This is a genomic window from Synechococcus sp. BDU 130192 (assembly GCF_963876085.1).
GTDB lineage: Bacteria > Cyanobacteriota > Cyanobacteriia > Cyanobacteriales > MRBY01 > MRBY01.
The window spans coordinates 194,893-221,887 of sequence record NZ_CAWNNO010000044.1; the positions used below are offsets into that span (position 1 = coordinate 194,893).

At 49.5% G+C, this 26,995-nt stretch carries 21 protein-coding genes; 10 read left to right on the plus strand and 11 right to left on the minus strand.

Annotated elements, in window-relative coordinates:
* Positions 1-20: 20 nt before the first annotated feature.
* From AACT35_RS10955 to ggpS, 6 genes are all read right to left on the minus strand, one after another.
* Complete coding sequence (locus tag AACT35_RS10955; protein WP_030007713.1) at positions 21-698, minus strand: hypothetical protein; 678 nt, start codon at positions 696-698, stop codon at positions 21-23.
* A 25-nt stretch (positions 699-723) separates the two neighbouring features.
* Positions 724-1,320, minus strand: a complete 597-nt coding sequence (locus AACT35_RS10960) for a molybdenum cofactor guanylyltransferase (RefSeq protein WP_099240025.1) — start codon at positions 1,318-1,320, stop codon at positions 724-726.
* Positions 1,313-1,948 carry a phosphoribosylanthranilate isomerase gene (locus AACT35_RS10965; RefSeq protein WP_099240027.1) on the minus strand — a complete coding sequence of 212 codons (636 nt, stop codon included), beginning with the start codon at positions 1,946-1,948 and terminating at the stop codon, positions 1,313-1,315. Before AACT35_RS10965 ends, AACT35_RS10960 begins: the two co-directional genes overlap by 8 nt.
* A gap of 125 nt (positions 1,949-2,073) precedes the next feature.
* Positions 2,074-3,096 carry an NAD(P)H-dependent glycerol-3-phosphate dehydrogenase gene (locus AACT35_RS10970; protein WP_099240029.1) on the minus strand — a complete coding sequence of 341 codons (1,023 nt, stop codon included), beginning with the start codon at positions 3,094-3,096 and terminating at the stop codon, positions 2,074-2,076.
* 115 nt (positions 3,097-3,211) lie between these two features.
* Positions 3,212-4,912: a glycerol-3-phosphate dehydrogenase gene (gene glpD, locus AACT35_RS10975; protein WP_099240031.1), complete on the minus strand. Its 1,701-nt coding sequence runs from the start codon at positions 4,910-4,912 to the stop codon at positions 3,212-3,214.
* 147 nt (positions 4,913-5,059) lie between these two features.
* A complete protein-coding gene (ggpS, locus tag AACT35_RS10980; protein WP_012308437.1) occupies positions 5,060-6,562 on the minus strand; it encodes a glucosylglycerol-phosphate synthase in 1,503 nt (500 codons plus the stop codon).
* A 103-nt stretch (positions 6,563-6,665) separates the two neighbouring features.
* Between ggpS and AACT35_RS10985 the strand changes: the two genes are divergently transcribed.
* The gene (locus AACT35_RS10985; RefSeq protein ID WP_143596807.1) at positions 6,666-6,926 is read left to right on the plus strand and encodes a hypothetical protein; all 261 of its coding nucleotides are present in this window, start codon (positions 6,666-6,668) and stop codon (positions 6,924-6,926) included.
* 526 nt (positions 6,927-7,452) lie between these two features.
* Positions 7,453-10,002, plus strand: a complete 2,550-nt coding sequence (gene gghA / locus AACT35_RS10990; RefSeq protein ID WP_173867249.1) for a glucosylglycerol hydrolase — start codon at positions 7,453-7,455, stop codon at positions 10,000-10,002.
* A 56-nt stretch (positions 10,003-10,058) separates the two neighbouring features.
* Here gghA (AACT35_RS10990) and AACT35_RS10995 read toward each other — a convergent pair whose 3' ends face one another.
* The 4 genes from AACT35_RS10995 to AACT35_RS11010 form a co-directional block, all read right to left on the minus strand.
* A complete protein-coding gene (locus tag AACT35_RS10995; protein WP_099240037.1) occupies positions 10,059-11,177 on the minus strand; it encodes a mannan-binding protein in 1,119 nt (372 codons plus the stop codon).
* Between the two features lie 190 nt (positions 11,178-11,367).
* Entirely contained in the window at positions 11,368-13,047 is a 1,680-nt protein-coding gene (locus AACT35_RS11000) for a PLAT/LH2 domain-containing protein (RefSeq protein WP_099240039.1), read from the minus strand.
* A 633-nt stretch (positions 13,048-13,680) separates the two neighbouring features.
* Positions 13,681-14,886, minus strand: coding sequence for an MFS transporter (locus tag AACT35_RS11005; RefSeq protein WP_099240041.1), 1,206 nt, complete (start codon positions 14,884-14,886; stop codon positions 13,681-13,683).
* A 160-nt stretch (positions 14,887-15,046) separates the two neighbouring features.
* Positions 15,047-16,480: an MFS transporter gene (locus AACT35_RS11010; protein ID WP_012308431.1), complete on the minus strand. Its 1,434-nt coding sequence runs from the start codon at positions 16,478-16,480 to the stop codon at positions 15,047-15,049.
* A 114-nt stretch (positions 16,481-16,594) separates the two neighbouring features.
* On the opposite strand from AACT35_RS11010, the gene AACT35_RS11015 reads away from it, so the two are divergent.
* The 5 genes from AACT35_RS11015 to AACT35_RS11035 all read left to right on the plus strand — a co-directional run bounded on the left by AACT35_RS11015 (position 16,595) and on the right by AACT35_RS11035 (position 22,968).
* The gene (locus AACT35_RS11015; protein WP_339374612.1) at positions 16,595-16,837 is read left to right on the plus strand and encodes a hypothetical protein; all 243 of its coding nucleotides are present in this window, start codon (positions 16,595-16,597) and stop codon (positions 16,835-16,837) included.
* A 179-nt stretch (positions 16,838-17,016) separates the two neighbouring features.
* Positions 17,017-19,365 (plus strand): glucosylglycerol hydrolase, encoded by a 2,349-nt coding sequence (gghA, locus tag AACT35_RS11020; protein ID WP_099240043.1) that lies wholly within the window; start codon positions 17,017-17,019, stop codon positions 19,363-19,365.
* A gap of 72 nt (positions 19,366-19,437) precedes the next feature.
* Positions 19,438-20,952, plus strand: a complete 1,515-nt coding sequence (gene glpK, locus AACT35_RS11025) for a glycerol kinase GlpK (protein WP_216820559.1) — start codon at positions 19,438-19,440, stop codon at positions 20,950-20,952.
* 112 nt (positions 20,953-21,064) lie between these two features.
* Entirely contained in the window at positions 21,065-22,315 is a 1,251-nt protein-coding gene (gene stpA / locus AACT35_RS11030) for a glucosylglycerol 3-phosphatase (protein ID WP_099240045.1), read from the plus strand.
* Between the two features lie 77 nt (positions 22,316-22,392).
* The gene (locus AACT35_RS11035; protein WP_173867251.1) at positions 22,393-22,968 is read left to right on the plus strand and encodes a Uma2 family endonuclease; all 576 of its coding nucleotides are present in this window, start codon (positions 22,393-22,395) and stop codon (positions 22,966-22,968) included.
* Between the two features lie 20 nt (positions 22,969-22,988).
* Here AACT35_RS11035 and ccmA read toward each other — a convergent pair whose 3' ends face one another.
* Positions 22,989-23,843, minus strand: coding sequence for a heme ABC exporter ATP-binding protein CcmA (ccmA, locus tag AACT35_RS11040; RefSeq protein WP_012308426.1), 855 nt, complete (start codon positions 23,841-23,843; stop codon positions 22,989-22,991).
* A gap of 97 nt (positions 23,844-23,940) precedes the next feature.
* Here ccmA and AACT35_RS11045 point away from each other — a divergent pair, with 97 nt between their 5' ends.
* The 3 genes from AACT35_RS11045 to AACT35_RS11055 all read left to right on the plus strand — a co-directional run bounded on the left by AACT35_RS11045 (position 23,941) and on the right by AACT35_RS11055 (position 26,994).
* On the plus strand, positions 23,941-24,828 hold the full coding sequence (locus AACT35_RS11045; RefSeq protein ID WP_099240049.1) for a glycerophosphodiester phosphodiesterase: 888 nt from the start codon (positions 23,941-23,943) through the stop codon (positions 24,826-24,828).
* A gap of 26 nt (positions 24,829-24,854) precedes the next feature.
* Positions 24,855-25,301 (plus strand): hypothetical protein, encoded by a 447-nt coding sequence (locus AACT35_RS11050; protein WP_099240051.1) that lies wholly within the window; start codon positions 24,855-24,857, stop codon positions 25,299-25,301.
* A 76-nt stretch (positions 25,302-25,377) separates the two neighbouring features.
* The gene (locus AACT35_RS11055; RefSeq protein WP_099240053.1) at positions 25,378-26,994 is read left to right on the plus strand and encodes an RluA family pseudouridine synthase; all 1,617 of its coding nucleotides are present in this window, start codon (positions 25,378-25,380) and stop codon (positions 26,992-26,994) included.
* Position 26,995 lies beyond the last annotated feature (1 nt).

The window sequence follows — 26,995 nt, forward strand, 5'->3', positions numbered from 1 at the left end:
TTTTGAGTTTGATCAAATTATTAGGCTTGGGATTCGTCATTTAAAAGGGAAAAGCATTCTTCTAGGGGGGCGCGGTCAGCCATTGCGGTGACCAAATTTTGGAAAGCATCTTGGTGGCGATCTAAGAGGTTTTTTGCTTGGAGTAGGGCCCATTGCTCCCGTTGTTGGTAGCTGGCGACAGAAATGCCGAGTTTAGCTAACAGTTGGCGGAGTTGGTCGCGGTCGTTGGCTCCCCCTAGGGCTTTGCCGTAGATCGTCGTTTCGGCGGCGATCCCTGCCATTAGGGTGGTGCTGAGACGTTCGAGTAAAAGATTCATCTGCTGGGGATTTTTGAGGGAAGCTTCGACGCTTTCGAGATCAAAACTGACGCCTCCTTGACCCGTTTGACCCTGCTTAATCGCTTCCCAAGGGGTCAGACTGTAGCCCGTAATTGGAATGCTGAGGAGATAACCCGCCAGGAAATGGCCCGCTTCGTGGTGCAAAATGCGTTGGCGCTGTTCGGCGGGGGTAAACAAATCAAGGAATAAGGTCATGCCTCGCCCTTGCCAATTGAACGTATCCACGGTGGCAAAGGCCATCACGGCAGCGGTAATGCCAGCGGGGACAAAGGGAGACAACTGAAAAATCCCTCCCAAAAGGCTGGTCATGGTCATCAAGAAAACACCAATGGCGATTAGGTTAAGGGCGGTTTGTTGCATGGCACTGGGTCGGTCAATTGATTGGCTACGGCGAGGGCGGTTGCGTCTTCAAGGTAGCGAAATCGGCGGGGGTGTTGCAATTAAAGAGCATTGCTGGGTTGGCGATCGCCAGCGAAAAAACAGGCACAGTAGCTAACCATTTTTGAAAAGAGCGCCCCCCCTGCTCGATAAATTGTTGGAGCGAAGTTTGGGCCGTATTGCGATAGAAACCACAGCAGGGTTCATAAAGTTGCCCTTGCTTGACGAGGGCGGCGGTGTACTTTGTTGGAATTGCTGCGAGTTGCTTGAGCCATTGCTCTAATTGCCCCTGATCAAGCTTGGGCAGATCACAGGCGAGCAGTAAAACCCAGCCCTGGAGATTTAGGGTTTTCATACCCTGATGTAAAGCAACGAGTCCCCCCTGTTGAGCCGGATCATCGAGCCAGTGGACAGTGGTGCTGAGATAGGGTTGATAGCGATCACGCCAGGGGGTCAAGAGATAAATTTCGTCACTGAGGGCCGTGGCTATCTCAAGGGTACGCCGGAGCAGGGTTTGTTCACCCCATTGCAAAAGGGCTTTGTCGGTGCCCATGCGCTGGCTTTTTCCACCAAGCAAAATAAAAATTGGTACAGAATTAGACATGGAGTGGCTGGAGGGCAGTCATCAAGGCTTGAACTTTGCTGAGGTCTTTAATGCCGGGGGACAGTTCTACGCCGCTCGACAGATCGATGCCATCGGGATGCAGTTGGCCCAGGGCGACGGCAATATTATCGGGATTGAGCCCCCCTGCGAGGAACCAAGGAATTGCTGGGTGAAATTGACGTAGATCATCCCAGTTAATCTGGTGGCCCGTCCCGCCGAGTTGTTGGGGATCATAGGCATCGAGGAGCAGCGCATCGACCACAGTTTCGTATTGTTTTACCCGGGCTAAAGAATGGCGATCGCGGATTCGCAGGGCTTTAATAATTTCCAGGTCGGGCCGTTGCTGGCGGAGTTGCTGGCACAACTCTGGGGATTCATCGCCGTGGAGTTGGGCGGTGGTGAGGTTGCCCTGACTAATGATTGCCAGCATTTCAGGCAATGTCTGGTTCGCGAAAACACCCACTTTGCCAATGTGCGCGGGCAAGGCTTCCGTCAGGGTCGCTAGTTGGGTGGGCGTCACATACCGGGGCGATTTTTGGACACAAATAAATCCCAGATCCGTTACTCCCACCTTGGCGATCGCCTGGGCCTGGTCTATCTGGGTCAGCCCACAAATTTTTATCCGCATGAAAGTTCCCTACGCCATAACCATGGTGCGAATTTAGCACAACACTGCAAAAAAAGAGGCGGCGATCGCCCCTAATCATGTTTGAAATCTTTGCAACTAGAGCTCTGGGGCCATAGAGATTACTTTTACTCCAGCAGATCACAGGCCTCTGGCTTCAGATCCCGTTCCATCAACATTGTCACCGCTTCCATGGGCGTAACTTTGCCCTTGAGGAGACGATAAACTTGCCGGGAAATGGGGATGGGAATTTCCTCACGGTTAGCCAAATCGAGCAATACAGCGGTGGTATTTACCCCTTCGGCGGTACTTCCCAGCTCTTCGAGAATCTGTTCGAGGGATTTGCCCTGGGCCAGACCGTAGCCCACGCGATAGTTGCGACTGAGGGGACTGGTACAAGTAGCAAGCATATCCCCCAGCCCTGCAAGACCCAGGAAGGTTTCCGGCTGGGCTCCCAGGTGCGCCCCTACGCGAATCATCTCCGGTAACGCCCGCGTAATTAAAGCTGATTTGGCATTGGTACCGAGCTTGAGGCCTTCGCAGACTCCCACGGCGATCGCCATCACATTTTTTAGGGTGCCGCCTAATTCAGTGCCCAGGGGGTCATTGTTGGTATAGACCCGAAAACAGTCGGACGCAAACACTTCTTGGACAGTTTCCGCGGCCTCTAGGTCAGTGCTGGCTACTACCGTCGCGGCGGGCAAACCAGCTTCAATTTCCTTCGAGAGGTTCGGCCCCGATAACACGACTACTGGGTGGTCAGGGAAAGTTTCTTGCCAAATTTGAGACGGAGTCCGGGTGGTCTTGGGATCTAAACCCTTGGTGGCCGTCACAATAATTGCCTTGGCGGGGAGGGAAATCGCCTTGAGTTGCTCTGCCACGTCGGACACCCCCTTCATGGAGATGGCCGAAATGATGATGTCAGCGTCGGCGATCGCCTCTTCGAGAGAAAGCTCACCCCGGCGCGACCAGAGCCGCAGATCATGGTCATTCACGGCGGCGAGGGTGGCGAGGGCGGAACCCCAGGCCCCAGTCCCCAGCATGGCAATGGTTTTACGGTTTGTATTCACAGACTTTAGACGTATTGTCGGGACAACAGTATTAAGGGATTGGGCGTCTTGGTCAAGGTCATTGGGAGAAATGGTTGTCATCTATCTTCTCAGAAAAATCGGGTCTAACAAACTTGAGTCGGGAACGAAAACAACGCCAACCGCCTACCGGTGAAGTTGTTTGCTTTAGTGTAAGTAAGGATCTACGGCAAAACCGTTAGGAATAAACTTCTGTTTTTGAGGCCTGGGCCTGGGCTTCAATGCGATAGTCAGGCAGACAGTTCTGCTCAATGAAGGTTTTGTAATCGGCCACTTGGCGATCGCCTTCGGCATCATCCCAACCACAGTGGGTTTTGAGGGTCGCCACGAGGGTCGGCAGGGCATCATAGCCGTAGTTGGCCAACATCGCGAGGGTGGTGCGGCGGCGGCAAATATCCTTGAGGTTATGGGCAAGTTCAGAGCGCACCGCATAGACCGCTTGGGCCTTGATATCTGGGAGATAGGGCACCAGGCGATCGCCCAGGTCAGGGGCATCATCCACAAGGGCGAGGACTTCCGGAGCTTTAGCGCCATACATCCGGAACAGATGTTGGATCGTGGTGCGATCAACGGTGGGTGTATAACGACGGATCATGGTCTCAATGGTGTGGGAATCGGCGGCGATCGCCCCCGGTAAAGTCCGTTTGCGAGTGGGACAAGGGGGAGCGGGACGATTCAACTTGCGGTAGACCAAATCCACCATTTCTTCGCCCACTTGCCGATAAGTGGTCAGTTTTCCACCAATTAGGGAAATAAGATTTCTCGCCCCTTCAGGACTATGGTCAAACAAGATATGACTGCGGGTAATGCTGCCGGGTTTTTTGTCCCCCACATAGGGTAAGGGCCGCACCCCGGAATAGGTAAAGCGAATATCAGCCCGACTGAGCTGGGCCGATGGTAATACCCGGTTGGTTTCGGCGAGGAGATAATCAATTTCGTCGTTGTCGGCCTTCACATGATCGAGGCTCCCGGTATATTTCAGATCCGTGGTGCCAATGAGGTATTTACCCAACCAAGGAATGATGAAATAGGGGCGATTATCGCTGGCCGCTTCCACATAGAGGGCGGCTTGGGGAGCTCCAGGGAACGGATCGACAACAATATGGCTTCCCTTGGTACCACCCATTTTTTGTTCTGTGCCGATGGGTTTAGCTTCGCCGGCGGCGCGGCCTAACTGACAGACTTCATCAACCCAGGGGCCGGAGGTATTCACGACCATGCTGCCTTTAGCTTGAACCGTAAAGGTTTGGCCCGTGAGCTGATCTTCACAGGCGATCGCCTGAATTGTGGCGGTATTCTCATCCCGTTGGAGAGCTGTGACGGCGGTGTAATTTAAAACCGTGGCCCCCGCTGCCTGGGCATCCAAAATATTTTCTAAACAGAGTCGCTCGGCGTATTCTACCTGGCCGTCGTAATATTGGGCGGCCCCAACCACATCCTGCGATCGCACCGTGCGGAAAAGATTCTGGAACTTTCGGGCGCTCAACATCCGGTGGGAGGGGACCGTTTTATCAAAACTCAAAATATCGTAGAGCAACATCCCCGCTTGGATGAGCCAGTAGCCCCGGGCCGCCCCTTTGTAGAGGGGGATCGTCATTTGAAGCGGTTGCACCAGGTGGGGCGCGGTACGCAGGAGCACTTCTCGCTCGTGGAGGGACTCCCGCACTAGATGAAACTCTAAATACTCTAGGTAACGGAGGCCCCCATGGATCAGACGGGTAGACCAACTGGTGGTGCCACTGGCGAAATCTTCCTTTTCAATGAGCAAGGTTTTTAAGCCCCGTAAGGCCCCGTCCCGGGCGATCCCAGCGCCATTAATGCCGCCACCAATGATGATTAGATCGTAGGTTGTGTTTTGAATGGTTTGAAAATCTCGCATTATTCAGGTTGGGAATTAGGGTCAAACTTGTGCGGTTAGTTGGCTTGGGTCATGACTGGTGCAATCCACCGTTTTTGTCTCACTACCCAACCCAGGGGATTTTTGGGGCGGCGATCGCCTCTCCCCCAGGTTAAGCAAAAAAACGACCTAGACGGGGGTCGGCTCCTTACCCAGGACTGCCGTTGCCTTGGCTTCCCGGAACATATGATTCGCCCACTGCTGCACGTCATAGCGTTGGATCGCCTGGTACATACTCTTCATGCGCCGCTGTTGTTCCTCGACGGGCATGGCCAGGGCTTGATCAATGGATTCATCCATCCGTTTCGCCGCGTAAGGATTGGTGAGGATCGCATCGGGCAGTTCCACCGCTGATCCCGCAAATTCCGACAGGATCAAGACCCCATCATCGCAACCATGGGCGACCACATACTCTTTAGCGACCAGATTCAAGCCATCCCGCAGCGGCGTAATCCAGGCAATATCTGCGGCCCCAAAGAAACCGAGAAGTTCCTCGTAGGAGAGGGCACTGGTAAAGAGCAAAATCGGGGTCCAGTTCAACTTGGCAAAGCGACCATTGATCCGACCCACAAGCCGTTCAATTTCACTTTGGGCGTTTTTGTAAACCCGCATCCCAGAGGCAGCCTTGGCCGCGGCAACCACCAGATTTACCTTGGTTTGTAACTCCGGTCGCCGCTCCAACAGGCGTTCATAGCAGACCAACATTTCCTTGGTGCCCTTCACGTAGTCCACCCGGCCAGCGGACAAAATCAGCTTGTTGCTGCCCAGTTCTTCCCGGATTTTGCGGATTCGCTCCTGGGTACTGGCTTTCTCTACCTGGGCGCGGATCTGGGTGGGGTTTGTGCCCACGGGGAAAGCATCCAAATTCACCAGGTGATCTTTATATTTCAACTGGGTGGTAATTTCGGGTTCTGCGAGGGCGGTGCCTACGGCAGTAAAGGCGTGCTCATCGACGGGCACTTGGCGGGTAATTTCGACCTTGCGCAAACTCCGGGCGACGGCGACAAAATTTTGCACATAGCGGGGCAGATGGAAACCGCACAGGTCACAGCAGAGGAGACTGTCTACGATTGCTTCACGCCACGGCAGAATGTTAAAAATATCAACACTCGGAAATGGCGTGTGGTGGAAAAAGGCAATTTTCGCGTTGGGTTTCTTCTGGCGGATGAAGTAGGGGGTCAGCCAGAGATTATAGTCATGGACCCAAAAGAGGGCGTCATCGTCGGCATCTTCGCAGGCAGCCTCGGCAAACATCTCGTTGATTTGCTTAAAATTTTCCCAGTCTGAGGAGTCGTAGGTAAACTGCCAGGGGAAGGAGTGCAGAATTGGCCAGAAGGCTTCTTTTGAGGTGATGTGATAGAAGTTTTTGACCTGGTCGGCGGACAGGGGGATGCGGTGAACCACGGAGTTTTCCTGACCGGGAAATGCCATCTTGGCTTGGAAATTTTCTTGTTGTTTGCCAGAGATTTGTTTCCAAGCGACCCAGGTGCTTTGTTCGGCGTTGGCAAAGAAGCTTTTGAGGGTCGGCATGATCCCGTTAGGGCTTGTTTTGTCACGGTAGAAGGTTTTACCGTTTTCGCGCACCTCATCATAGGGTTCCCTATGGTAGAGAATGACGAGAGAAGATTTCATTAAGACCTCCAGGGGTTGGTATGGTTCAGATAAAAAAAGGCCGCTTGCGGTAACAATGGGCCTGTGTCCAGCAGATGTTGTGGGCCGGGGGCACCGGGTAAAAATGATTTGCAACCTGGATCTTGGGAGGCAAACCGTTGGCGATCGCCGTTACACAGCACCCAAATCAACCATTGGCTCTAGCCTTGAACTCACTCCCCACAACCAGAGGCACAACACTGGGGCGATGCTCACCAACAAATATTTAGAGGCCCAGTGTAAAGGGCGTTGCCATTATTTCCCGATGAACGGCAAATTTAGTGGGGAAGCTCACCTGGGGAAGCTGGGTTTCAAAACTTCCGAGGGCTTGTTTCATGGGCCGTAAAAACTACAAAAATGGTCGATAAATGGCCATCGTATTCAATTAGACACTTTTTCATTATAACATTTTTCTCAGTTTATGTTTTTGGCTGAGTTAGTGATGGCTTGCCGGAGGGAAAGATAATGATTTATTATGGGTGGGACTTTTTATTTAAACGGTTATCTGTGGGGTGAAAGCCCGTCGAAAGGTTAATCTTTCGGGCAAAACTTAATCTTAAATTAAGGTAGTTTTAAGCTCAAAAAATCGATGCATCACAAAGATTCCTGATGCTTTCTGAAGTAATTAAGGTATGAATAGCCGCATTTTAAAGTGATTTTTTGGGGGCGATCGCCGACAAATTGATAGCCGAAAAAATAATTTGATTCTGTCAGGATATATTGATTTATCTCATCGACTCATCAGTTATCTTTGCTGTTTTGCGATCAAAAGATAAGTCATTCGGCAGATGCGAGGATGCATGGGTTGGCAACGGGCGATCGCCCCAGGCACCCGATCCAATGAATTAGTTGTTGTTACGGTTACTTAGATAGTGAATACGGCCTCTCAAATTCAGCTTAGCGAAGCAGACACCCAAATTTTGTTAGATTGGGCAGCCCAAGTGACCCATTCCAATGAAAGTTATTTCCACAAGGGGCAACGCCTCGCCAAACGCTTGGGGGCCCATTACCGGGCGGATGGCCTCACGGAGATCGGTTTTTGGACACCGGAACTGGCAGGGGAAGTGATCCAAACAAACCGCGACATCTTCTTGGAAGTCTTTACCCCCCTCGAAGCGGTGGACTTTAGCGCTCCCAGCCAAACCATTAAGTGCCGCCGGGACTGTGTAGAACTCAAACAGCAGGGGGAATTCTGTTGGGGTGTGGTTGCGGGGATGCACCCAGGCACGAGGGAGCACATGGGCTCTCTGTATTGGTTGCGCTACTGCGATCGCCTCCAGAATGAAATTTCGATCATCCGCGACGTTTTGGCCTATTCTCTGCCCTATGGGGTTTTTGGGCCAGCGGAACTCTACGACATGGACAGCCTCCAGCGGCAGCGGACAGACCTTGCCTATTTTGAGGCCCATTCGACCCCCCTCGACCCCGACCAAGCCCCCTGGGAACGGCCGATCCTTGATAATGCCAATGAAGTGCTGCCCCGGGTGCCAGCCCCTTTAAATATTTTGCAGGTTCACCTCAAAACAGCCTCCCCCGAAGGAACCCTGGCGGGCCTGACCCAGGTTTACCAGCGCCTCTCGGAAAAGATTGCTGCCGGAGAACCCCTCACCGCTGCCGAACAAAATTATGTCGGTTACGACGCGCTGCAATTGCTTCCCATTGAACCTACCATTGAATATCGCCTTGAGGGGGACAACCGCCACCACGAATTTTTTGCGATCGCCCCCAATGAAGCTATTGAAACGGGAGAAATGGCCTGTGGCCTCGAAGTAGAAGTCACCCTCCGCAAGGCCAAAACCCAAAATTGGGGCTATGATGTGCCGATTTTAGGGTCAGCGGCGACCAACCCAACGATCCTCAGTAGCCTTCGTCCCGATGAATTGGTGGACTTTATCAGTACCCTCCATAATTTTGCGGGGGGGCCGATCCAAATTATTTATGATCTGGTCTATGGCCATGCGGACAATCAATCGTTGGAGCTCTTGAACAATCAATACCTCAAAGGCCCAAACATGTACGGGCAGGATCTGAACCACCAGTTACCCCAAGTGCGGGCGATCCTTCTAGAGTTGCAACGGCGACGCATTAACTCCGGGGCTGACGGCATTCGCATTGATGGCGGGCAAGATTTTCGCTTCTTTAATCCCCTTTCCGGTCGGGTTGAGCAGGATGATGCTTATCTGTTGGCGATGAGTGATGTGATTCAGGATATTGGCGATCGCCAACGGTTACTCTTTACCATTTTTGAGGACGGTCGGCCCTGGCCCGAAGAAGGTTGGGAAAATTCTTCAACCTATCGCGATTTGATCGAATTGCGCCCAGAATCCTACCAATGGGGGCCATTGATTTTTGCCCACAATACACCCACCATCGAAGGGTTTTGGGATTACAAATGGAACCGCATTATTGAAGTGATGTTCCAAGGCGATCGCTGGATCACCGGTTGTGCCAACCACGATACGGTGCGCCGGGGGAACCAAATCGATGCCCAAGCCGCCGCCATTAACTGGCATTTGGGCGCGACCCTCAACGAAGTTATTTTAAATGCCTACGATAATCCGGCGACCACCCTCTGGGTCTATGGCTTTATGCCCGGCCTGCCGATGGATTTTATTAATTCTTTGATGCGGGCACCCTGGGGCTTTTTCCGCAATACTGACGAACTTTATGGGGTCAAAGTCGCGGCGGAGGAAGTGGGCTTTTTGGACTGGCAGATTACCCCAGAATTATTTGCTAAACCCTGGGCCTTTCGGCATCTCAAACAGTTGGGCTTTGAGGATCTAGATTTTCTGAAGCGGTTTATGCGCGCCTTAAACGAGGCGATGATCGTCACAGATTACGATTTACAGAAAACCGCCGATCTGTGCCAACGCTGTATCGGCAATCCCGACGGGGTCTGTGAAGTTAAACCGATGCAAGAAATTGGGGAGTCCGATCACCAGGCTTTCCTCGACCATTTAACGGTGCCGAAACTGAAGACCATTGCCATGGCGTTTATGGAGGATGGCCACGAAACCTGTCGGGTTTCCCATTATCTCGACCGGGTTGATTCCGCCCAGACGAAATTTAACTTAGCCCTGCGGGAATATCGTCGCGCTCACCCTTGGCTGCGGGAAAATCTCCAGGAAGGCGATCGCTTTAATCGTCTCAGTAACGAAGAACACACAATCTTTTACGGTCTGCGCACGGAACCCCTTGCCGAAGAGAACGATCAAACCCCAGAACAAATCGTGATGGTGACCCACATGGGCGGCGAGCCAACCACCATTACCCTCGGTGATTGGCTCCAGTTGGATCTTTCTGAATGGCGTGTGGCGATCGCCACCCCTGGTTTAGACATTGGTCAAACAGAAGATGCGCTAAAGATCTTTGAACTAAAAGATAGCCAAGGCCTCGTTCTTGAGCGTATTTTTGACGAGTAAAAGCTAATGGTCTTGTTAGATCATTAATCCTAGGATCATCGAATGATGTTGCAAAATCAGAAAAGATAGGTTGCAGATAGTCCATAATGATCTGACAAGTCACGCACCATTGTTCCACCAAATAAATTCAAAAAATCACCTTTCCCTGGCAGTTCATACTGGGAGGTTGTACGAAACTTTGTAAGATCAAGTGTTGTGCGATTCGGTTGAATACTTTCATTACTAACCAATACATAGTCTAGCCATTCAGATGGATCATTTGGATAGCGATATTTTGCGAGATCATTCATGCGAGGATCAAAAGTATAACCTTGGGGAATATTTCCTAAAAACTGAGCATTTAAAGTCTCAAGAGCATTGTCATATTCAGCAGTTTGATAATTAAAGTTCAGGTCACCAGCGATAATGATTGCTTCTCTCCGTGCTTGTGCACCCCCTGTTTTTTGATTAATAAAAGTCTCCAATTGTCTTAATTGATTTGCTCTGACACCGCTATTTTCCGTATCTGCTTGTAGATGAGTCCCAAAAATATGATAAACGATCCCTTCTTTATTAATTTTGGCGTACACAGCCCCCTTATTGGATTGACAATCAAAGCCACTACAATCAGAAAAAATAATCTGGTCAGTTGCCATGATCGGCCAGCGACTTTGCAGATATACCCCACCATCTTCTAGTTTTCCATTATTTGTATCTACTACTTCAGTAGCAGAGGAATACCCCGCTTCTTTTAAACTGCGCGATAAGTTGTTTCGAGCTTCATTATCGAAGGCTTCATTAATGACAATGACATCCCATGGGTTTGAATTACGAATCGCTGTGGCAATTTCTTGGGCGCGGTAATTTTGCATGAGATTGCCTTGGCCGGGAATATTGCGGCTTAAGAGCATTACATTGTAATTGAGAATAGAGAAACTTTTGCTCTCAAGATTATTTGAAAATTCAAGCTGGCAGACAGACATAACTCCTGAAATTGTTGTCCACCAGTGACCAGTCCAGGTTCCTCCTTCTTCCTGAGCGAGTCGGGGACACTTGATATTCGCATCACTTTGATTCCAAATTGGTCCAGCTTCAACGGCACGAGTTGTATTTGCAGTTGCAGGTAAACTCAAAGAAAATAGGAGGCTAATCGTTGAAGTTGTGAAACAGGAAAAGAGAGCAAGTTTGTTAAACATAATTTTTGTCGCTTTGAGTAGTAATTTTGTTGCTTTACTGGGGTGTATTTTGAGGTTGAATTTGACCTAAATAATATTTGATCTGATTACTTTGTGTTTGAGATGCTTACCGTAAAATACTTGATAAGTAAAATAGGCTCCTTGTTTTGAAGCCCTTAGATTACTAATTTGTTGATCGTCATATCCGGTATTAGCGGTAGAAAGAAGTCACAGCATATAGATCGCTCTTCGGCTCGTTATTTTGTCCATAGGAGATCATCTTGCGATAAATATCTAACTGAAGTTGAACATTCCGGGAGGAATCATTGAGATAAACAGACCAGTCGTCGCGTCCTGTTTCCTGGAAGGTGAATGTTACTTGACCATTAGCATTAAACTCTTGCCAAACCCCAGGACTTGTTTCTCGTAGATGACCATTTGCAAATCTCGCTAGGGTGACGTCAGAAGCCGTAATCGGATATAGATCACTTTTCGGCCCGTTATTTTGCCCATAGGAGATCATCTTGCGGTACAAATCCAACTGAAGCTGGACATTCCGAGAGGCGTCATTGAGATAAACAGACCAGTCGTCGCGTCCTGTTTCCTGGAAGGTGAATGTTACTTGACCGTTGGCATTGAACTCTTGCCAAACCCCAGGACTTGTTTCTTGCAGATAGCCATTCGCAAATTTGATCAGGGTTCCGGTTACGGCATTCGGTGTAGGAGTTGTTGGGTTTACGGGCGGTGTCGGGTTTGTGGGAGGTGCTGGCGTGGATGGTGTTTGACCAATGGTTTGACCGCCTTGACCAGAGACAACCCAACCTGCTTGCAACCACTTGGGTAAATATTGACGACGAATCGTATTGACTTGGTCAGGATCGAGATGCGTAAACCATTCGTCTTCTAGTGTATCTAAGCCAATTGTTGTAATTGAACCATCTTCGTTGCGCTGAGGGATAACGAGGAAATCACCTGAACTAACGGGACGAATTTGCGCACCAACTTTGCGGATAGCACGACTTTCACCCGTAGAGGAGCGATACACCTGTTCAGCATAGGGAACTTCAAACGTTATCTTACGGATGATCGCTGTATGAGCTGGTGCCATAAATGCCCAATTAAATTCCGAAGCGCTCATTTTTTCCTGGGATTCGGAACTTGCTTCATTAATGGAACGTTGCCATTCTGCACGGGCCTCTGCCCCAAAGGTTCCAGCCACGGTCTCCGGACTTTCATAGGTGATCGAAATTCCAGCGCCGACGGTATTAGTCGTGTCTTTAGATACAGAAACGCCATCAACCCGACTCCAGCTTTCTGTAATGCGCATTACTTCCTGCTCAAGAGTACCTGGGTTATTGCTGAATTGGGCCAAAGTAATTCTGATCGGGTTATTCACAACGGGGCCAGCAGGCGTAACCGTTACCCTAGGCAGTGCTCCCCCTGTGCGATTGAAGGAGACGGGATCGTAATCTAAAAATTTACGAATTGAGAATTCAGACCATCCGTCTGCATCATCTTTACGATTACAGGTGGTATCACGGTAAACCCGGACATAGTTGGCGGCCCATTTATCGGCTAGCCAGCCATCGACATCAATGGTGACTCTATTGATAAGGCCAATATCTAAGGTTTCATGGACAAATTCATCTAAATCATTATTTTCATGGCTACCTTGCAGTGTGAATTGTTCACTCGTGCCGTTTTCGCCGTGCATCGTCATGTAAATGGGATTATCTGTACCAGAGCCGGAATCTGTGTAAGTTTTGACAGAGATACAGTAGGGAATGGTGCTTTGGGCTTGGGCGGGTTGGACTGTGCCCACGAATCCCAGCGTTAGTAAGCTTCCAAGGGCGGCATTTTTGAGGAGGGGAGAGGAATCAAAGTTAAACATAATTCTTAGTCTTTGTAAAAAGTTAGTCAGTTATGAATCAGTTGCAAGGTAGTAGTTATAGAAAAATTTGTCCTATGCAGTTTTTGATGGTTATGAACTGGAATTATTATTAATGAAGCCTCGAAACTACTGCCAAAAGAGAGTTTCAGGAAAATTTCGATTTTAATCATTGGATATAGACACCACACGTAATCTGTCTTATATCCAAACTTATATCCAAAGAAAATTATTAAGATTCAGTGGGAAAAACTTCAAAAAACTTGTATCTTTGCTGAGAGTGCTGAGTCGTTTTATTTAAGCTGAATGCAAGCAAATTCAAGTAATGCCATTACTTTTGCATCCTAAAGCTGCATATTACAGCAAAAAAGTATTCTGTTTTACAAAACAGCTTGCATTGAAATATTTCTTATGAACTTTTCCGAATCTTGAGGCCTAACTTTGACAATTTCTCCATTGAAAAATCTGTTATTTTCACCGCCGTTTCTTCATCGACTTGAAGTGTGTTCTGTTATAGATTCCCCTCATTAATCCAGAGCAGACCGTAATAAAATACGGCCAAATATAGTCGGTTGAAGAAAGTGGCTTCAACCCCGAACAAAGGGAGCATCAAGACAAAAGTGGCAGCTTGCACAGTTATGATTTTGGGGCTTCGTTAGCTAGGGATGCACTCGCATTTTTATGTTGGGAGATGAGAGCCAGAGTCGTGGCGATCGCCAAACAAACCACTCCGACTAAGCCCTGCAAACGATTAGCCTCTGCCGGTATCCACTGGGACAAAACCATCCCCGCAAGGCCAGAAATTCCAAAAAAGATGCCGATCCCCAAACCAGCCCAATCCCCCGGAATTGTCTTAAAAATGTAGGGTAAAGTGCCGTTTCTGACGGTCGCCAAGGCCCAGGCCCAGAGCAGAGCAATCACCACATAACCGCCATCCTGGGCGGGCGCCCCCAACAGCAGTAAAAGAATGACGGTCAACCAACCAAAGGCAACACCCAAGAGGGGATATCGCTGCCACCGGAGCGTTAGCCAACCTACAGGAATCGCCAAAATCGCCACCAGCAAATTTAAGCCTTGGCCGACACTGATCCCTAACGTCAGCGGAATTGAACCAAATAAATCGAGCCACCGCTGTAAAACAATTGCACTCCCCCACGTGAAAGCGATCGCCATGAGGATCGTTTGTACAAAACCCAACCAGGGTAAGGGGCTTGGGGTTGGTGCTTCCTCAATTAGGGGCGCAGCAGGCTTCGGTAGCACCAAACCTAAACACAAAGAGGCGATTAACAACGTCACCGATCCCGCGAGGAAAGCCGGTAAAGCTCCCACCGCTAACAATCCATTTTGAATACTCGGTTTCAGAACGCCCATCACCCCGATCACCATCGTCAGCACAGAGATGGCGAGGGGCAACTCGGCGCGGCTGGGGGTACTTTTGAGCAGTAGCACGTAAATCGGGGTACGAAACATCGTCATCGCCAAGGCCCAAGCAATGGCAACTGCGGGCAACACCCACCGCAATGGCAATTGCAGCGCCCCCAAGATTGGCAGGCCAATGAAAATAGCCGCCGCTAAAATCACCCCCAAGCTGATTAAAGGCAGCCGACTCCCCAAGAAACGCTGTTGGCGATCGCTCAAGGCCCCAAATACCGGTTCCATCACTACCGCCAGTAAAACCTCTACCGTCAACAGTTGCGCCGTAAAATCCTCTGAGAATCCCCACCCACCCAACAACGTACCGAGATAGGCACGATAGGCAATCCACATTAAAGAGATCGCTGCCTGGATTGCGGCGATCGCCATTACCCGTCGCCAAAGAATATTGTTCTGTTTGGTTGCCATAAACTTGTTCTATGCCGCCACAATTTTTTTCACCATAGCGAAGAACGTTTAGCCCGCTATAAAAGCCTTACATCTTGCAATCTTGCGATAAAAAACTAAGCTATCCCAACCAATCTAGAGAACAAAAAATTAAGTATTTACTTACAGGATCAATCCTGTTTTATTTGGCTGGACTGGATAGGCGATCGCCCGCTTGGAGTTTGCGGCGGATCTCAGCATGAAACCCTTGGGTAATTGGATAAAAATAAGCCAAGATCAATCCCCCAATGAGCAATACCGTCCCCAAAGGGCCAATCACCAACCGAATCACCCAGAGGGCAGAATCTGGCTGTACCGCCGGGGGACTACCCGGAACCCGCTCAATGTAGCCCGCCCAATCAAGGGCTTTGCCGACAATATAAATCCCAAAGGCAATGCCGAGCTTTTGGAGCATCACCATAAACGCATAGAAAACCCCTTCCCGTCGCTGCCCGGTGCGCAGTTCATCGAGTTCGATCACATCCGGCAACATCGACCAGGGAATCAAATAGGCCGTTGAAACCCCCAGGCCCGCCATAAATCCCAACAAAAACAGCCATTTTTCTTGACCCGGTTGCAGGAAAAATAACCCTGCCTGGGCGACAATCCAGAACCCCATGCCCAGGGCATAAACGGTGCGTTTACCCCAACGGCGACTGAGGCGACTCCAGACAAATAACATCAGTAGGGCTGTTCCCTGCACCACTAGGGCAAACTGGGTGAAGACAAAATCCGAAAGTCCCAGCCAACTCACCACAAAATATTGCATCACTACCGCCGTAAGTTGCGCCCCCAGCCAGGAACAGAGATAAATGCCCATCACCAGCAGAAACGGGCGATTATTAAAAACAATCTGTAGTTGCTGCACCAAGGATAAACGGGGTTGGTGGCGCTGTTGGTGCTGTTGGCGATACTGTTCCATGAACTGCACCCGCTGCCATGTACCACGCACACACCAATACATACTGCCAAGGGCGATCGCCGCTGTGATTACCGCCAACACAAGATAACGCTGGGACACCACCGGCACCACCCGAAAAACTCCCTGGGCCAGCGCCAGCGCCAAAATACTGCTCCCAATGGCAAAGGTAAACCGAAAACTATTGAGTTGGGTGCGCTCATTATAATCAGACGTCAACTCTGGGGTGAGGGCGACATAGGGTAAAAAAATCACCGTGTAGGCTGTATTGAAAATCAGCGCCAAGGTAATGTAATAGATCAACAACCACTGGGTGTTCGTGGTAGGAATGCCCCACATAGCCACAAAGCACAACGCAAAGGGAACCACCCCAAAGATCATCCAGGGAAAACGCCGCCCCCAGCGAGAAGTAGTGTGATCGCTCAACCAGCCCACAACAGGATCACTAATGGCATCCATTACCTTGCCCACCATCAGAATTAAGGCGCTTTTATCCGGTGGTAAACCCGCCACATCCGTAAAGAAAAATAAGACAAAAAAGACCAGGATATTCCCAGTCATAGAAACACCAACGGTGCCTGCACCATAGGCCAGTTGGGTACTCAGTTTGAGGGGAGCAAGGGCCTGGTGGGGTGGATTAGAAGACGGATTGGACATTAACAAGTTCACGCAACAGTCTAAAAACTAACACTATTTGCCCAGAGCCGATGCCCTTGATGGTGTTTTAGCCACTTTACTGGGCAGTGTAAAATGAGATTATCCTAAGCAATGATGCTCATGCCTGAAAGTGGAACCAGTGAAAAACTAGACCGAATTGAAGCTACTTTGGAAAAATTGGGTTCTGAAATCAGTTCCCTTGGCGATAAGGTCGGCAAGTTAGATGGTGATGTGCGGATTATTAATGACCGCGTCGATACATACCAAAAAGCCTCTACCCAAGTCGTTAACCTTGCTTTTAGCCTGATTGTGGCGGCAACATTGGCGATTATTATTCCGATCATCTTTGGCAGATAATCCAAGGCGATCGCCACAGTCAAAAAAATTTTCTGTCCCATAATTGGGAGCACTGCATCGATCAACTTTATTGTGACAAACTAGCTTTGGAATTTTTTGTCACTAAGGTCAACATAGTAAAATGGCGACTGTAGCAAGCACGGGTAAATTGTCAATTACAGTTTTGCCCTAAGGTTCGCGTGAATATTTCACCCCCCATTCAACTTGTCGAAGCCCCCACCCAAGCTTTATTGACCTGGGCTAAGGCGATCGCCACGGGCACCCCAGACCCATTTCAGCGGGGGCAACAACTGAGTCAGAAATTGGGCGCAACCTATGGCAGTGATGGCCTAACCCAAATAGGATTCTGGATTCCGGAGGTGGGCGATCGCCCCGTTTACCTCGAAATTTTTACGCCCATGGAGGCAATCGATTTTCGCCTTGCCGATCAAGTCATTCCGTTCCGTCGGGAGGTGCTAGAACTGCCGCGCCAAGGGGAATTTGCCTGGGGTGTTGTGGCGGGTCTCAAGGCTGGTACCCGTACCCAAGCGGGATCGTTTTACTGGTTGCGCAGTGGTGAACAGATTGTCCGCGATGTCTTTGCCCACTCCCTCCCCTACGGTGTGTTTGCGCCAGCCGAGCTCTACGACATAGCCCAACTGGAGCGAGACAGGGCCGACCGCGACTATTTTCACCAGGAAACTTGGGTCACACCGCCCCGCAATATTTTGCAAATCCATGTCGGCACTGCCTCCCCCACCGGCACCCTAGCCGGACTCACACGCATTTACCGTGACCTCGCCCGCAAATTAGGGAATCATCAGCCCCTCACCGCCGCTGAAAAAAACTATGTGGGCTTTGATGCGATTGAACTGTTACCCATTGAACCCACGGTGGAATTTCGCCCTGCAGAAAACGAAACAATCCATGCTTTTTGGCAAATTAGGGCGATCGCCAACCAAGAAGTGCAAGTCCACCTGAAAAAACCAGACACCCAAAATTGGGGCTACGACGATCTGATTTTAGGGGCCGCGGCCACCAGTCCCGCCCTCCTCAGTACCCTCAGACCCGCCGAAGTTGTGGATTTTATTGCCACGCTCCACACCGCCTTTGCCCGCCCGATCCAGATTATTTTTGACCTGGTTTATGGGCATATCCATCACCAAGCCCTGGGATTAATCAATGCGCAATTTTTCCGGGGTGCAAATATGTATGGCCATGATACAAATCAGCAAAATCCGATGGTGCGGGCTGTCCTCCTGGAGTTGCAACGGCGAAAAATTAATTTAGGGGCCGATGGGATTCGGGTCGATGGGGGTCAAGATTTTCAGGTGTCCGACGCCATTTCCGGCCAACTAGACTATGACAATGATTTTCTGCTGAAGATGGCTGCGGTACCCCAAACCGTTGGTACAGCGACCCGCGAGTTGTACACCATTTATGAAGATGGCCGCCCCTGGCCCAATGTCGGTTGGGAAGATATGGCCACCCATTTAGATTTGATTTACCTAAAGCCCGATTGTTTTCAGTGGAGTCCGTTGATCTTTGAGCATAATACGCCCACGTTACAGGGATTTTGGCAACGGGAATGGCGGGATGTGTGCAAAATTATGGCCCATGGCGATCGCTGGGTGACCGGTTGCGCCAACCACGACACGGTACGCAAGGGCAACCACATTAATACCGCCGCAATTCGCATTAATGAATATTTAGGGGATTCTTTGCCGGAAATTTTACAAAATGCCTACGATAATCCGGCAACCCAACTGTGGATTCATGGCTTTAGTCCAGGAATTCCGATGGATTTTTTAAATGCATTAATGCATACTCCCTGGGGCTTTTTTCGGAATACAGATGACCAATATGCCGTCAAAATTATGGCGGACGAAATTGGCTTTCTCTATTGGCAAATTACGCCGGAAATTTACCGACAATCCTGGGCATTTCGGCGGTTTAAAACCATGGGCTTTTATGATCTCTCGTTAATGCGGCAGTTCTTTAAGGCAGTGGAACAGGCCATTGAAGCGATTGGCTATGATCTACCAAAGCTGGCGATTTTTCTGCAAACCGAATTAGAACCACAATTTGATTTTTTAAAGCCGATTACCATTGCCAACCTGAAGGAAATAGCGATCGCCTTTATGGAGGATGGCCACGAGACTTGTCGGGTCTCCCATTATTGTGGATCGGTACCGGATGAGCGGGCGAGCTTTAATTTACGTTTGCGGCAATATCGCCAGGCCCAGCCTTGGCTGCGAAATCATCTCGATCCGACAGGGGGCGATCGCCTGCACCATTGGTCGGATCACCAACGCACCATTTTCTACGGCAGGCGCACCAATCCCGACACCCAACAGCGGCTTGTGTTAGTGGCGCACATGGCCGGGGCTCCGAAGACCGTTGAGATTGGCAAATGGCTCGCCCTGGATTTGGATCGTTGGCAGGTGGCGATCGCCACACCGACTTTGAAGCTCAACACCATCCATGACTTAGCCCAAATTCACCTGCACAATGGCGAAGGTTTTCTGTTATCTGAAATTCCTCCTTAAATAATGTCTTTCGAGCCTAGAAAACACACTTTTTTAACCTAATTTAACCCATTTAAAAAACTTTATTTAATAATGACCATGGCCCATCAAAAATACATTCTTGCGTTAGACCTCGGTACCACTGGCAATCGTGCCCTTTTGTTTAACCACAAAGGCGATATTGTTGCCCAAGCCTATAAAGAATTAACCCAATATTATCCCCAGCCCGGTTGGGTCGAACATGACGCGATGGAAATTTGGAACGACACCAAAGCCGTCATGCAACAGGTCGTCAACAATAGCAGCATTGAAACCCAGGATATCGCGGCGATCGGCTTGACGGTGCAGCGGGAAACCTGTGTCCTCTGGGATAAAACCACTGGCAAACCACTTCATAAAGCAATTGTCTGGCAGGATCGACGGACGGCTCCCCTCTGTCAAACCCTCAGTGCGGCAGGCAAAGCGGCAGAAATTTACGATAAAACGGGCTTGGTGTTGGATGCTTATTTTTCGGCGACGAAACTGAATTGGTTATTAAGCTGGGCTAAGGAAAATAGCGCCATTAATCCCAATAATGTTCTCGCTGGAACCATTGACACCTGGGCCTTGTGGAACCTCACGGGAGGCAAAGTCCACGCCATAGATCACAGCAACGCCAGCCGGACAATGTTGCTTAATCTCAACCAAAAAGATTGGGATCCGGATTTGTTGGATTTATTCGATATTCCTCGCCAGATGATGCCAACGGTGCAGTCGAGCCTAGGGGAATTTGGTAAAACTGATCCAAGTTTATTGGGGGCGGCAATTCCGATCACCGCCATCTTTGGGGATCAACAGGCGGCCCTCTATGCCCATGGTTGCGATCGCCCCGGCTTATTGAAATGCACCTATGGCACAGGGGCGTTTTTGGTGGCGCACACGGGCGACGAGATTAAACGCTCCAAACATAAGCTCCTAACGACCATCGCCTGCACCCAAGCCCATCACGATGGCACAAATCTCGATATTGGCTATGCCCTCGAAGGGAGTATGTTCACCGCTGGGGCTTGTATCCAATGGTTGCGCGATGGCCTACAAATTATCGAAACGGCGGCGGAAACGAATGATCTTGCCCAAGGGGTGAATGATAATGGCGGCGCTTATTTTGTTCCGGCTTTAAGTGGCCTGGGGGCCCCCCACTGGGATATGAGTGCCAGGGGCGCATTTCTCGGTTTAACGAGAGGCGTCAAAAAAGAACACATGGTACGGGCTGTCCTAGAGGCGATCGCCTACCAAGCCAAAGAAGTAGTCGAAGCAATTAACCAAGATTCTGGTACGCCAATCCAAGAATTAAAAGTCGATGGCGGCGCGTGCAATAACGACTTTCTGATGCAATTCCAAGCCGATGTATTGGGCATTCCTGTAGAACGTCCCGCTGTCCTCGATGCCACGGCCCAGGGGGCAGCCTTTGCCGCCGGATTAGCCGTCGGTTTTTGGGATGATTACCAAACCCTGGTGCAAAACCGCAAAATTGATTACGTCTTTAAACCCAGTGCCAACGCCTCCCAAGCCCAAGCCCATTTCAAAGTCTGGCAAAAAGCCGTTGAACGAGCGAAAAACTGGGCCTAAACTTCCTCCTTGGGGAGGGCTTCTGCCCACAGCAAGTCCCCCTTCACAAAGAAGATCTAGGGAATGCGAATTCCCCCAACTACTGCACACCCATTGAATTTAAAAAGACTTTATGACTGCTTTACTGCTCCATGACCAACATTATTCCCTTGATCATGAAGCTTTCCTTTCAACCCTCAGCAACACAGAAAATCTACTCATTATTCAGGATCTTGATGGGGTTTGCATGGGGTTAGTCAAAGACCCTTTAACCCGCAAAATAGATCCTGGCTATATTCGTGCCACACGCAAGTTTAAAGACCACTTTTTTGTCCTCACCAACGGTGAACATGAAGGCAGAAGGGGAGTAAATCGCATCGTCGAACGGGCATTTCGCAATGTTGAAGCCAAAGATGAAACAAGCTATTTACCCGGTTTAGCGGCGGGGGGCGTGCAATGGCAGACGGATAATGGTCAAATTTCCCATCCCGGTGTCAGCCGAGCAGAACTGGATTTCCTTGGGACGGTACCAGATTTGATTGGTCAATGTTTAGGGCAATTTTTTACTCAATACGCTGATATTTTCCCCGCTGAGCTTCAACCTGAGCTGATCCATGCTTCTGTTTTAGATAATCTCGTTTCGCCAACGGCAAATTTAAATGTCCTGGCCGAATATTTAGGCGATCGCCTTGAGATTTACCAAGACCTCCAGCGCACCATGGAAACCCTGATGAATGATTTGCTTGAAAAAGCGAGTCAACAGGGTTTAGACAATAGTTTTTTCGTGCACTATGCGCCCAATTTAGGCAGAGATAATGTGGGGAAAGAAATTGTCCGCTTTGCCACAGCCAAGGATTCTGGCACCACAGATTTTCAGTTTATGGTGCGTGGTGCCGTCAAAGAAGCGGGGGTTTTAGTGCTGCTGAATTATTACTATGCCCAACGCACGGGCCACTATCCCCTAGGGGAAACCTTTAACGCCCGCCAAGCGCCCCAAAACCACGAGGAATTGTTACAGCTTGTCCAAGAGAATTTTGATCCGCAATTGATGCCATTAATCGTTGGCGTCGGCGATACGGTCACAAGCCACACCGAAGGCGATCAAGTTCGACGGGGAGGGAGCGATCGCCTATTCCTTCAGCTTGTCCAAGACATTGGTAAATGGGCAAAGAGCGGCAATCTCGTCGTGTATATCGACAGCTCCCAGGGAGAATTAAAAAACCGGATTCCTTTAAAACTGGGGACAATCAATGGTCAAACCCAAGTGATTGAAGGCATTACCGATCCGGCTGATCCGTTACAAATTAACGTTGCTTTTCCGGGAGGGTTTGAACAATACACAGCTCTTTTTCAGCAGGCCGCCGCAAACCGATCTGAAACATAGTTGAGGTTAATTTAAGCCTTAGACAAGCTCACTATAATGGCAGTAGTAGCCCACCGGTGGAAGTTTAGGCAATGGACATGACCCTTCCTTTAGAGTTAAATCTTGAAAATTGCAATTTCAGCGACGAACAATTTTTTCAACTCTGCCAGCAAAATAAAAATTTCCGTTTTGAGCGGAATGCCCAAGGAGATTTAGCGATTATGTCCCCCACTGGAGGCGAAACTAGCAACCGCAATATTGATCTGTCCTATCAACTTCAGGCTTGGAACCGTCGTACAAAGCTAGGTATGGCCTTTGATTCTTCCGGCGGGTTTATTTTGCCCAATGGGGCGATGCGATCGCCTGATGCTGCCTGGATTCCCGTAGCCCGTTGGGAAGCCCTCGCACCGGAAGTAAAGACGAGGTTTTTACCCCTTTGTCCAGATTTTGTTGTGGAGCTATTGTCACCGACGGATTCCCTAGCCCGCACCCAAGCCAAATTACAGGAATTTATCGACAATGGGTCGCGGTTGGGTTGGCTAATTAATCGTCAAAATCGGCAAGTTGAGGTGTATCGCAGCGGTCAACCCGTAGAAATTCTTGAGCAACCTGAGTTTCTCGATGGCGCAACTGTCTTACCGAATTTTCAATTGGATTTGAGCACCATTTGGTGAGCGTTGACTTCGTTCAAAACTTAGTCCAACTGCCGCCCGGTGAGTTCGACGAAAATATCTTCGAGGTTGGATTCGCGCACCATCATGCTGGTTTTATCGGGCAAGTTGTCGAGATAATGTTCTGCCTCTTGGAGGGTCGGGAAAAATTTGTATTCCCAGCGATCGCCTTTTTGTTTGACGACTAAACCTTTGCCATGTTTTGCCTGGAGTTCCTCGAAAGTGCCCTCGTCGATCAGGCGGCCCGCTTCCATAATGCCAATGCGATCGCAGAGGGTAGCAGCTTCCTCCATGTAGTGGGTGGTGAGGAGAATCGTCATGCCATTTTTGTTGAGGTCACGAATAATTTCCCAGAGACGACGGCGGGTTTGGGGATCGAGGCCAACGGTGGGTTCATCGAGAAAGAGAATTTTGGGTTCATGCAACAGAGCACGGGCGATCTGGACACGGCGTTTCATCCCCCCCGATAGGGTTTTCACCAGAGCATCGCGGCGATCGCTCAGTTCTACATACTCCAGAGACTGACGAATTAACCGTTGCCGACGAGGGTTGGGGATATGGTGTAGGCGGCCATGGAACTCTAGATTTTCCCAAACAGTGAGATCCACATCCACACTCATCTGTTGCAACACCACGCCGATATTGCGTTTGGCATGGGCGCGATTTTGCATCACATCTTCCCCAGCAATGGAAATTTTGCCGCTTGTGGGTTCGGTGAGGGTGATCAACATCCGGATCGTGGTGGATTTCCCCGCCCCGTTTGGCCCCAACAGACCGTACATTTCCCCAGCTTGAATCGCAAAGGAAAGCTCATTGACCACCGGGACTTTACTAAAAACCTTGGTGACTTTATCGAGGGAAACCGCCGCAGATGTCATGGAATTTGTAACTGTTTGTAAAGTTTACTGTCCCCATTATGCCCTGTCGCGCTGTTACTTTTTACCGTGGGAGAAGTGATTAGAGGATTTTTCCGCGATGCAATCGAGATTTTTTCAGCCGTCCGCACATCCCCTAATCTTGGGTCATCGGGGAGTTGTGACCGATCACCAAGAAAATACCATGGCGGGTTTCCAAAAGGCGATCGCCTTGGGTTTAGACGGCGTTGAACTCGATACTTTTCTCACAAAGGATGGCAAATTGGTAGTTTTCCATGACCTCTATACCAAACGGCTGACGGGGGTCACGGGGAAAATTACCGAAATGACCTGGCCAGAGATCCAAACCCTGCGCATTAAAGAGTCCCTCAAAATCGGCAAACAAACCTACACCTATCCCCAACCCGAAAAAATTCCTCTCCTTGAAGATGTGTTGAGCGAACTGCGGGGCAAATTGTTAATCAATATCGAGATGAAAGCCCCCCGCCTCAACCTCCAGCAACGGAAAACAGGCATTGCCGTCGCCCAATTGATTGAAAAAATGGGGCTGCAACAGGAAGCATTTGTTACCTCCTTTAGTATTTGGGCTTTGATCTGGCTGAAGCTCACCCATCACCCCATTGAAACAGGCATTCTCTACTCGCCTTTGGTGACCAAAAATTTCTTCATTCGCAAATTTACTGAAAGTCACATTTTAGAAAAAATCCTCGATGCCAGCTTAGTCAGTCTCAACGTTAATCTATTTAAAAAACAAACCATTCAGCGACTCCATCAACACCAATTAGCCGTCGGCGCTTGGACGATCTTTTCACCACCCCATAAAAGTCAAAACCCAAAAAAATTGGCCCAAGAATTAGCCCAGATTGATCGCCTTGTAGAACAAAACATTGATTATTTCATTACTGATCATCCCCGTCACCTCCAGCAGCATCTCCAGAAGCAACCGCAACCAATGGCTCAGCTCCTAGACGGCGGCGAAGTATTCTAAAGACGCAACCAAGACCAAACCAACCGATGACTTTTCGCCCTTTTACTCAGTTAATTCTCAAGACACATCTTCAACCAGCAGCAGTACGACAAAGATTAGCCGATGCCATTCAAAATCAGATTGTTCGAGGTACCGTCAGCCAAAACACATTTGAAATTCGACGTGTGATCCATTACACAAATTCTTTTCTGCCGATTATGAAAGGTAAAATTAAGTCCACAGGGGAAGGAAGCGTTATTAAAGTGACAATGGCCCCGCATATTTTAATAATCTGCTTCATGGTTGGCTGGCTGGGTTTTGCTTCTGGATTGTTAGCGATCGCCGCTTTTCATTTACTAGAATTATCTACTGTTCTAATCGGTTTTATTCCCGTGGGTATGCTTATTTTCGGCTATATTTTTGTCACGGCAGCATTTAAGTTTGAGGCACGCCAATCAATATTATGTTTGCGCCAACTATTGGCAATCGCATAGGTCACCAGCGGACAAACGGTGTGCTCACGCCTAAAATAAAGGGCTTACGTTTACAAAAGATGAGCGTCGTATTGTCATGGCTTCGCCCCGATTCCCCTATCAACCACAATTGGAACCCGATGTTGTTACTGCTTGGTATGAGGGGGTTTGTCCGGCTACCAAACAACTTTGTCGTCTCCCCCGCACCAAAAATGCTGAGGCGATCGCCCGTGAATTAATGGCGGAACTGAGGGAAAATCCGGATTTTAATTGGGAAAGGAAAATGTATGGGGTATTGCTAGCAGAAACGGCCACCGGGCAACGGGTATTTCTCAAGGCATTTTCGGGACTACTTAAAGGCGAAAAAGTCCTCCCCGGTTGGGTGCCACCGATGGATGGGGGCGATCGCCTGATTTTAGAAGAGCAAGAAATTCTCGCCCAGTTACGCCAGATCCGCCGGGAAATCCAACGCCTAGAAACCCTACCAGAACGAAAAACTTACCAAACGTTGCAGCAACAATGGCAAACAAAAATCGCGCAGTTTAATCAAGAGCGTCGCCAGAAAAAACAGGTACGCCGCCAAAAACGCGAAGTTTACCAGACCCATTTAACGGGAGCCGAATTAGCGCAAGCGATCGCCGCCCTTGAAGAAGAAAGTCGCCAGGAAAGCAACCACAAACGCGATCTTAAACAGGCCAGGGATCAAGAGATTAATCCTCTCACTGCGATGATTCACCAGGCCGATCAAGACTTACAAAGGCTCCGCCAACGCCGCAAAACCCTGTCTCGCACCCTCCAAAAACGGATGCACCAGGTCTATCACCTCAAAAATTTTCAAGGAGAATCAAAGGCGATCGCCGATTTATTTCCCACTGGTTTACCCACCGGCACCGGCAATTGTTGTGCGCCTAAGCTTCTCAACTATGCCGCGAAACAGAACCTTAAACCCTTGGCCATGGCCGAGTTCTGGTGGGGGAAAAACAGCCCTGACAAACAAGTAGGCGAATTCTATTTAGCTTGTGAAGAGCGCTGCCAACCGATCCTCGGCTTTTTGCTTTCGGGCTTGGGGGGGAAATCTTTTCAAGATATTTTGACGACCCCAGAAATTCCCCTAGAAATCATCTACGAAGACCACAGCCTAATTGCCATCCACAAACCTGCTGGTCTCCCCTCGATTCCAGGGCGCAGTAGCCAGACCTATGACAGTGCCTTTTCCCGATTGCGCCGCGATTATCAGGATATTTTCCTTGTCCATCGCCTCGACCAAGATACGTCCGGAATTCTTTTATTTGCCAAAAACGCTGAAACCCAACAGAATCTGCAAACCCAGTTTCGCCGCCGCAAAATTCATAAGGAATACGAAGCTCTCCTAGAGGAAAAAATTCAGCGTCCAGAAGGAATGATTACCCTTCCCCTCTGGGCAGACCCTGGCGATCGCCCCCGGCAAAAAGTAGATGCGCAACGGGGCAAACCCAGCGAAACCTATTTCGTTCAATTAGATTCCCATCGCCTCAAACTCAAGCCAATTACAGGCCGCACCCACCAACTCCGGGTCCATTGCGCCCATCCCGACGGGTTAAACAATCCGATCCTTGGCGATCGCCTCTATGGTAACCGGGCCGCCCCCCGTCTACATCTCCAGGCCACAGCCTTAACTTTTATGCACCCCGAAACCAAAAACCCACACACAATCCAGAGCGCCCCAGAATTTTAAC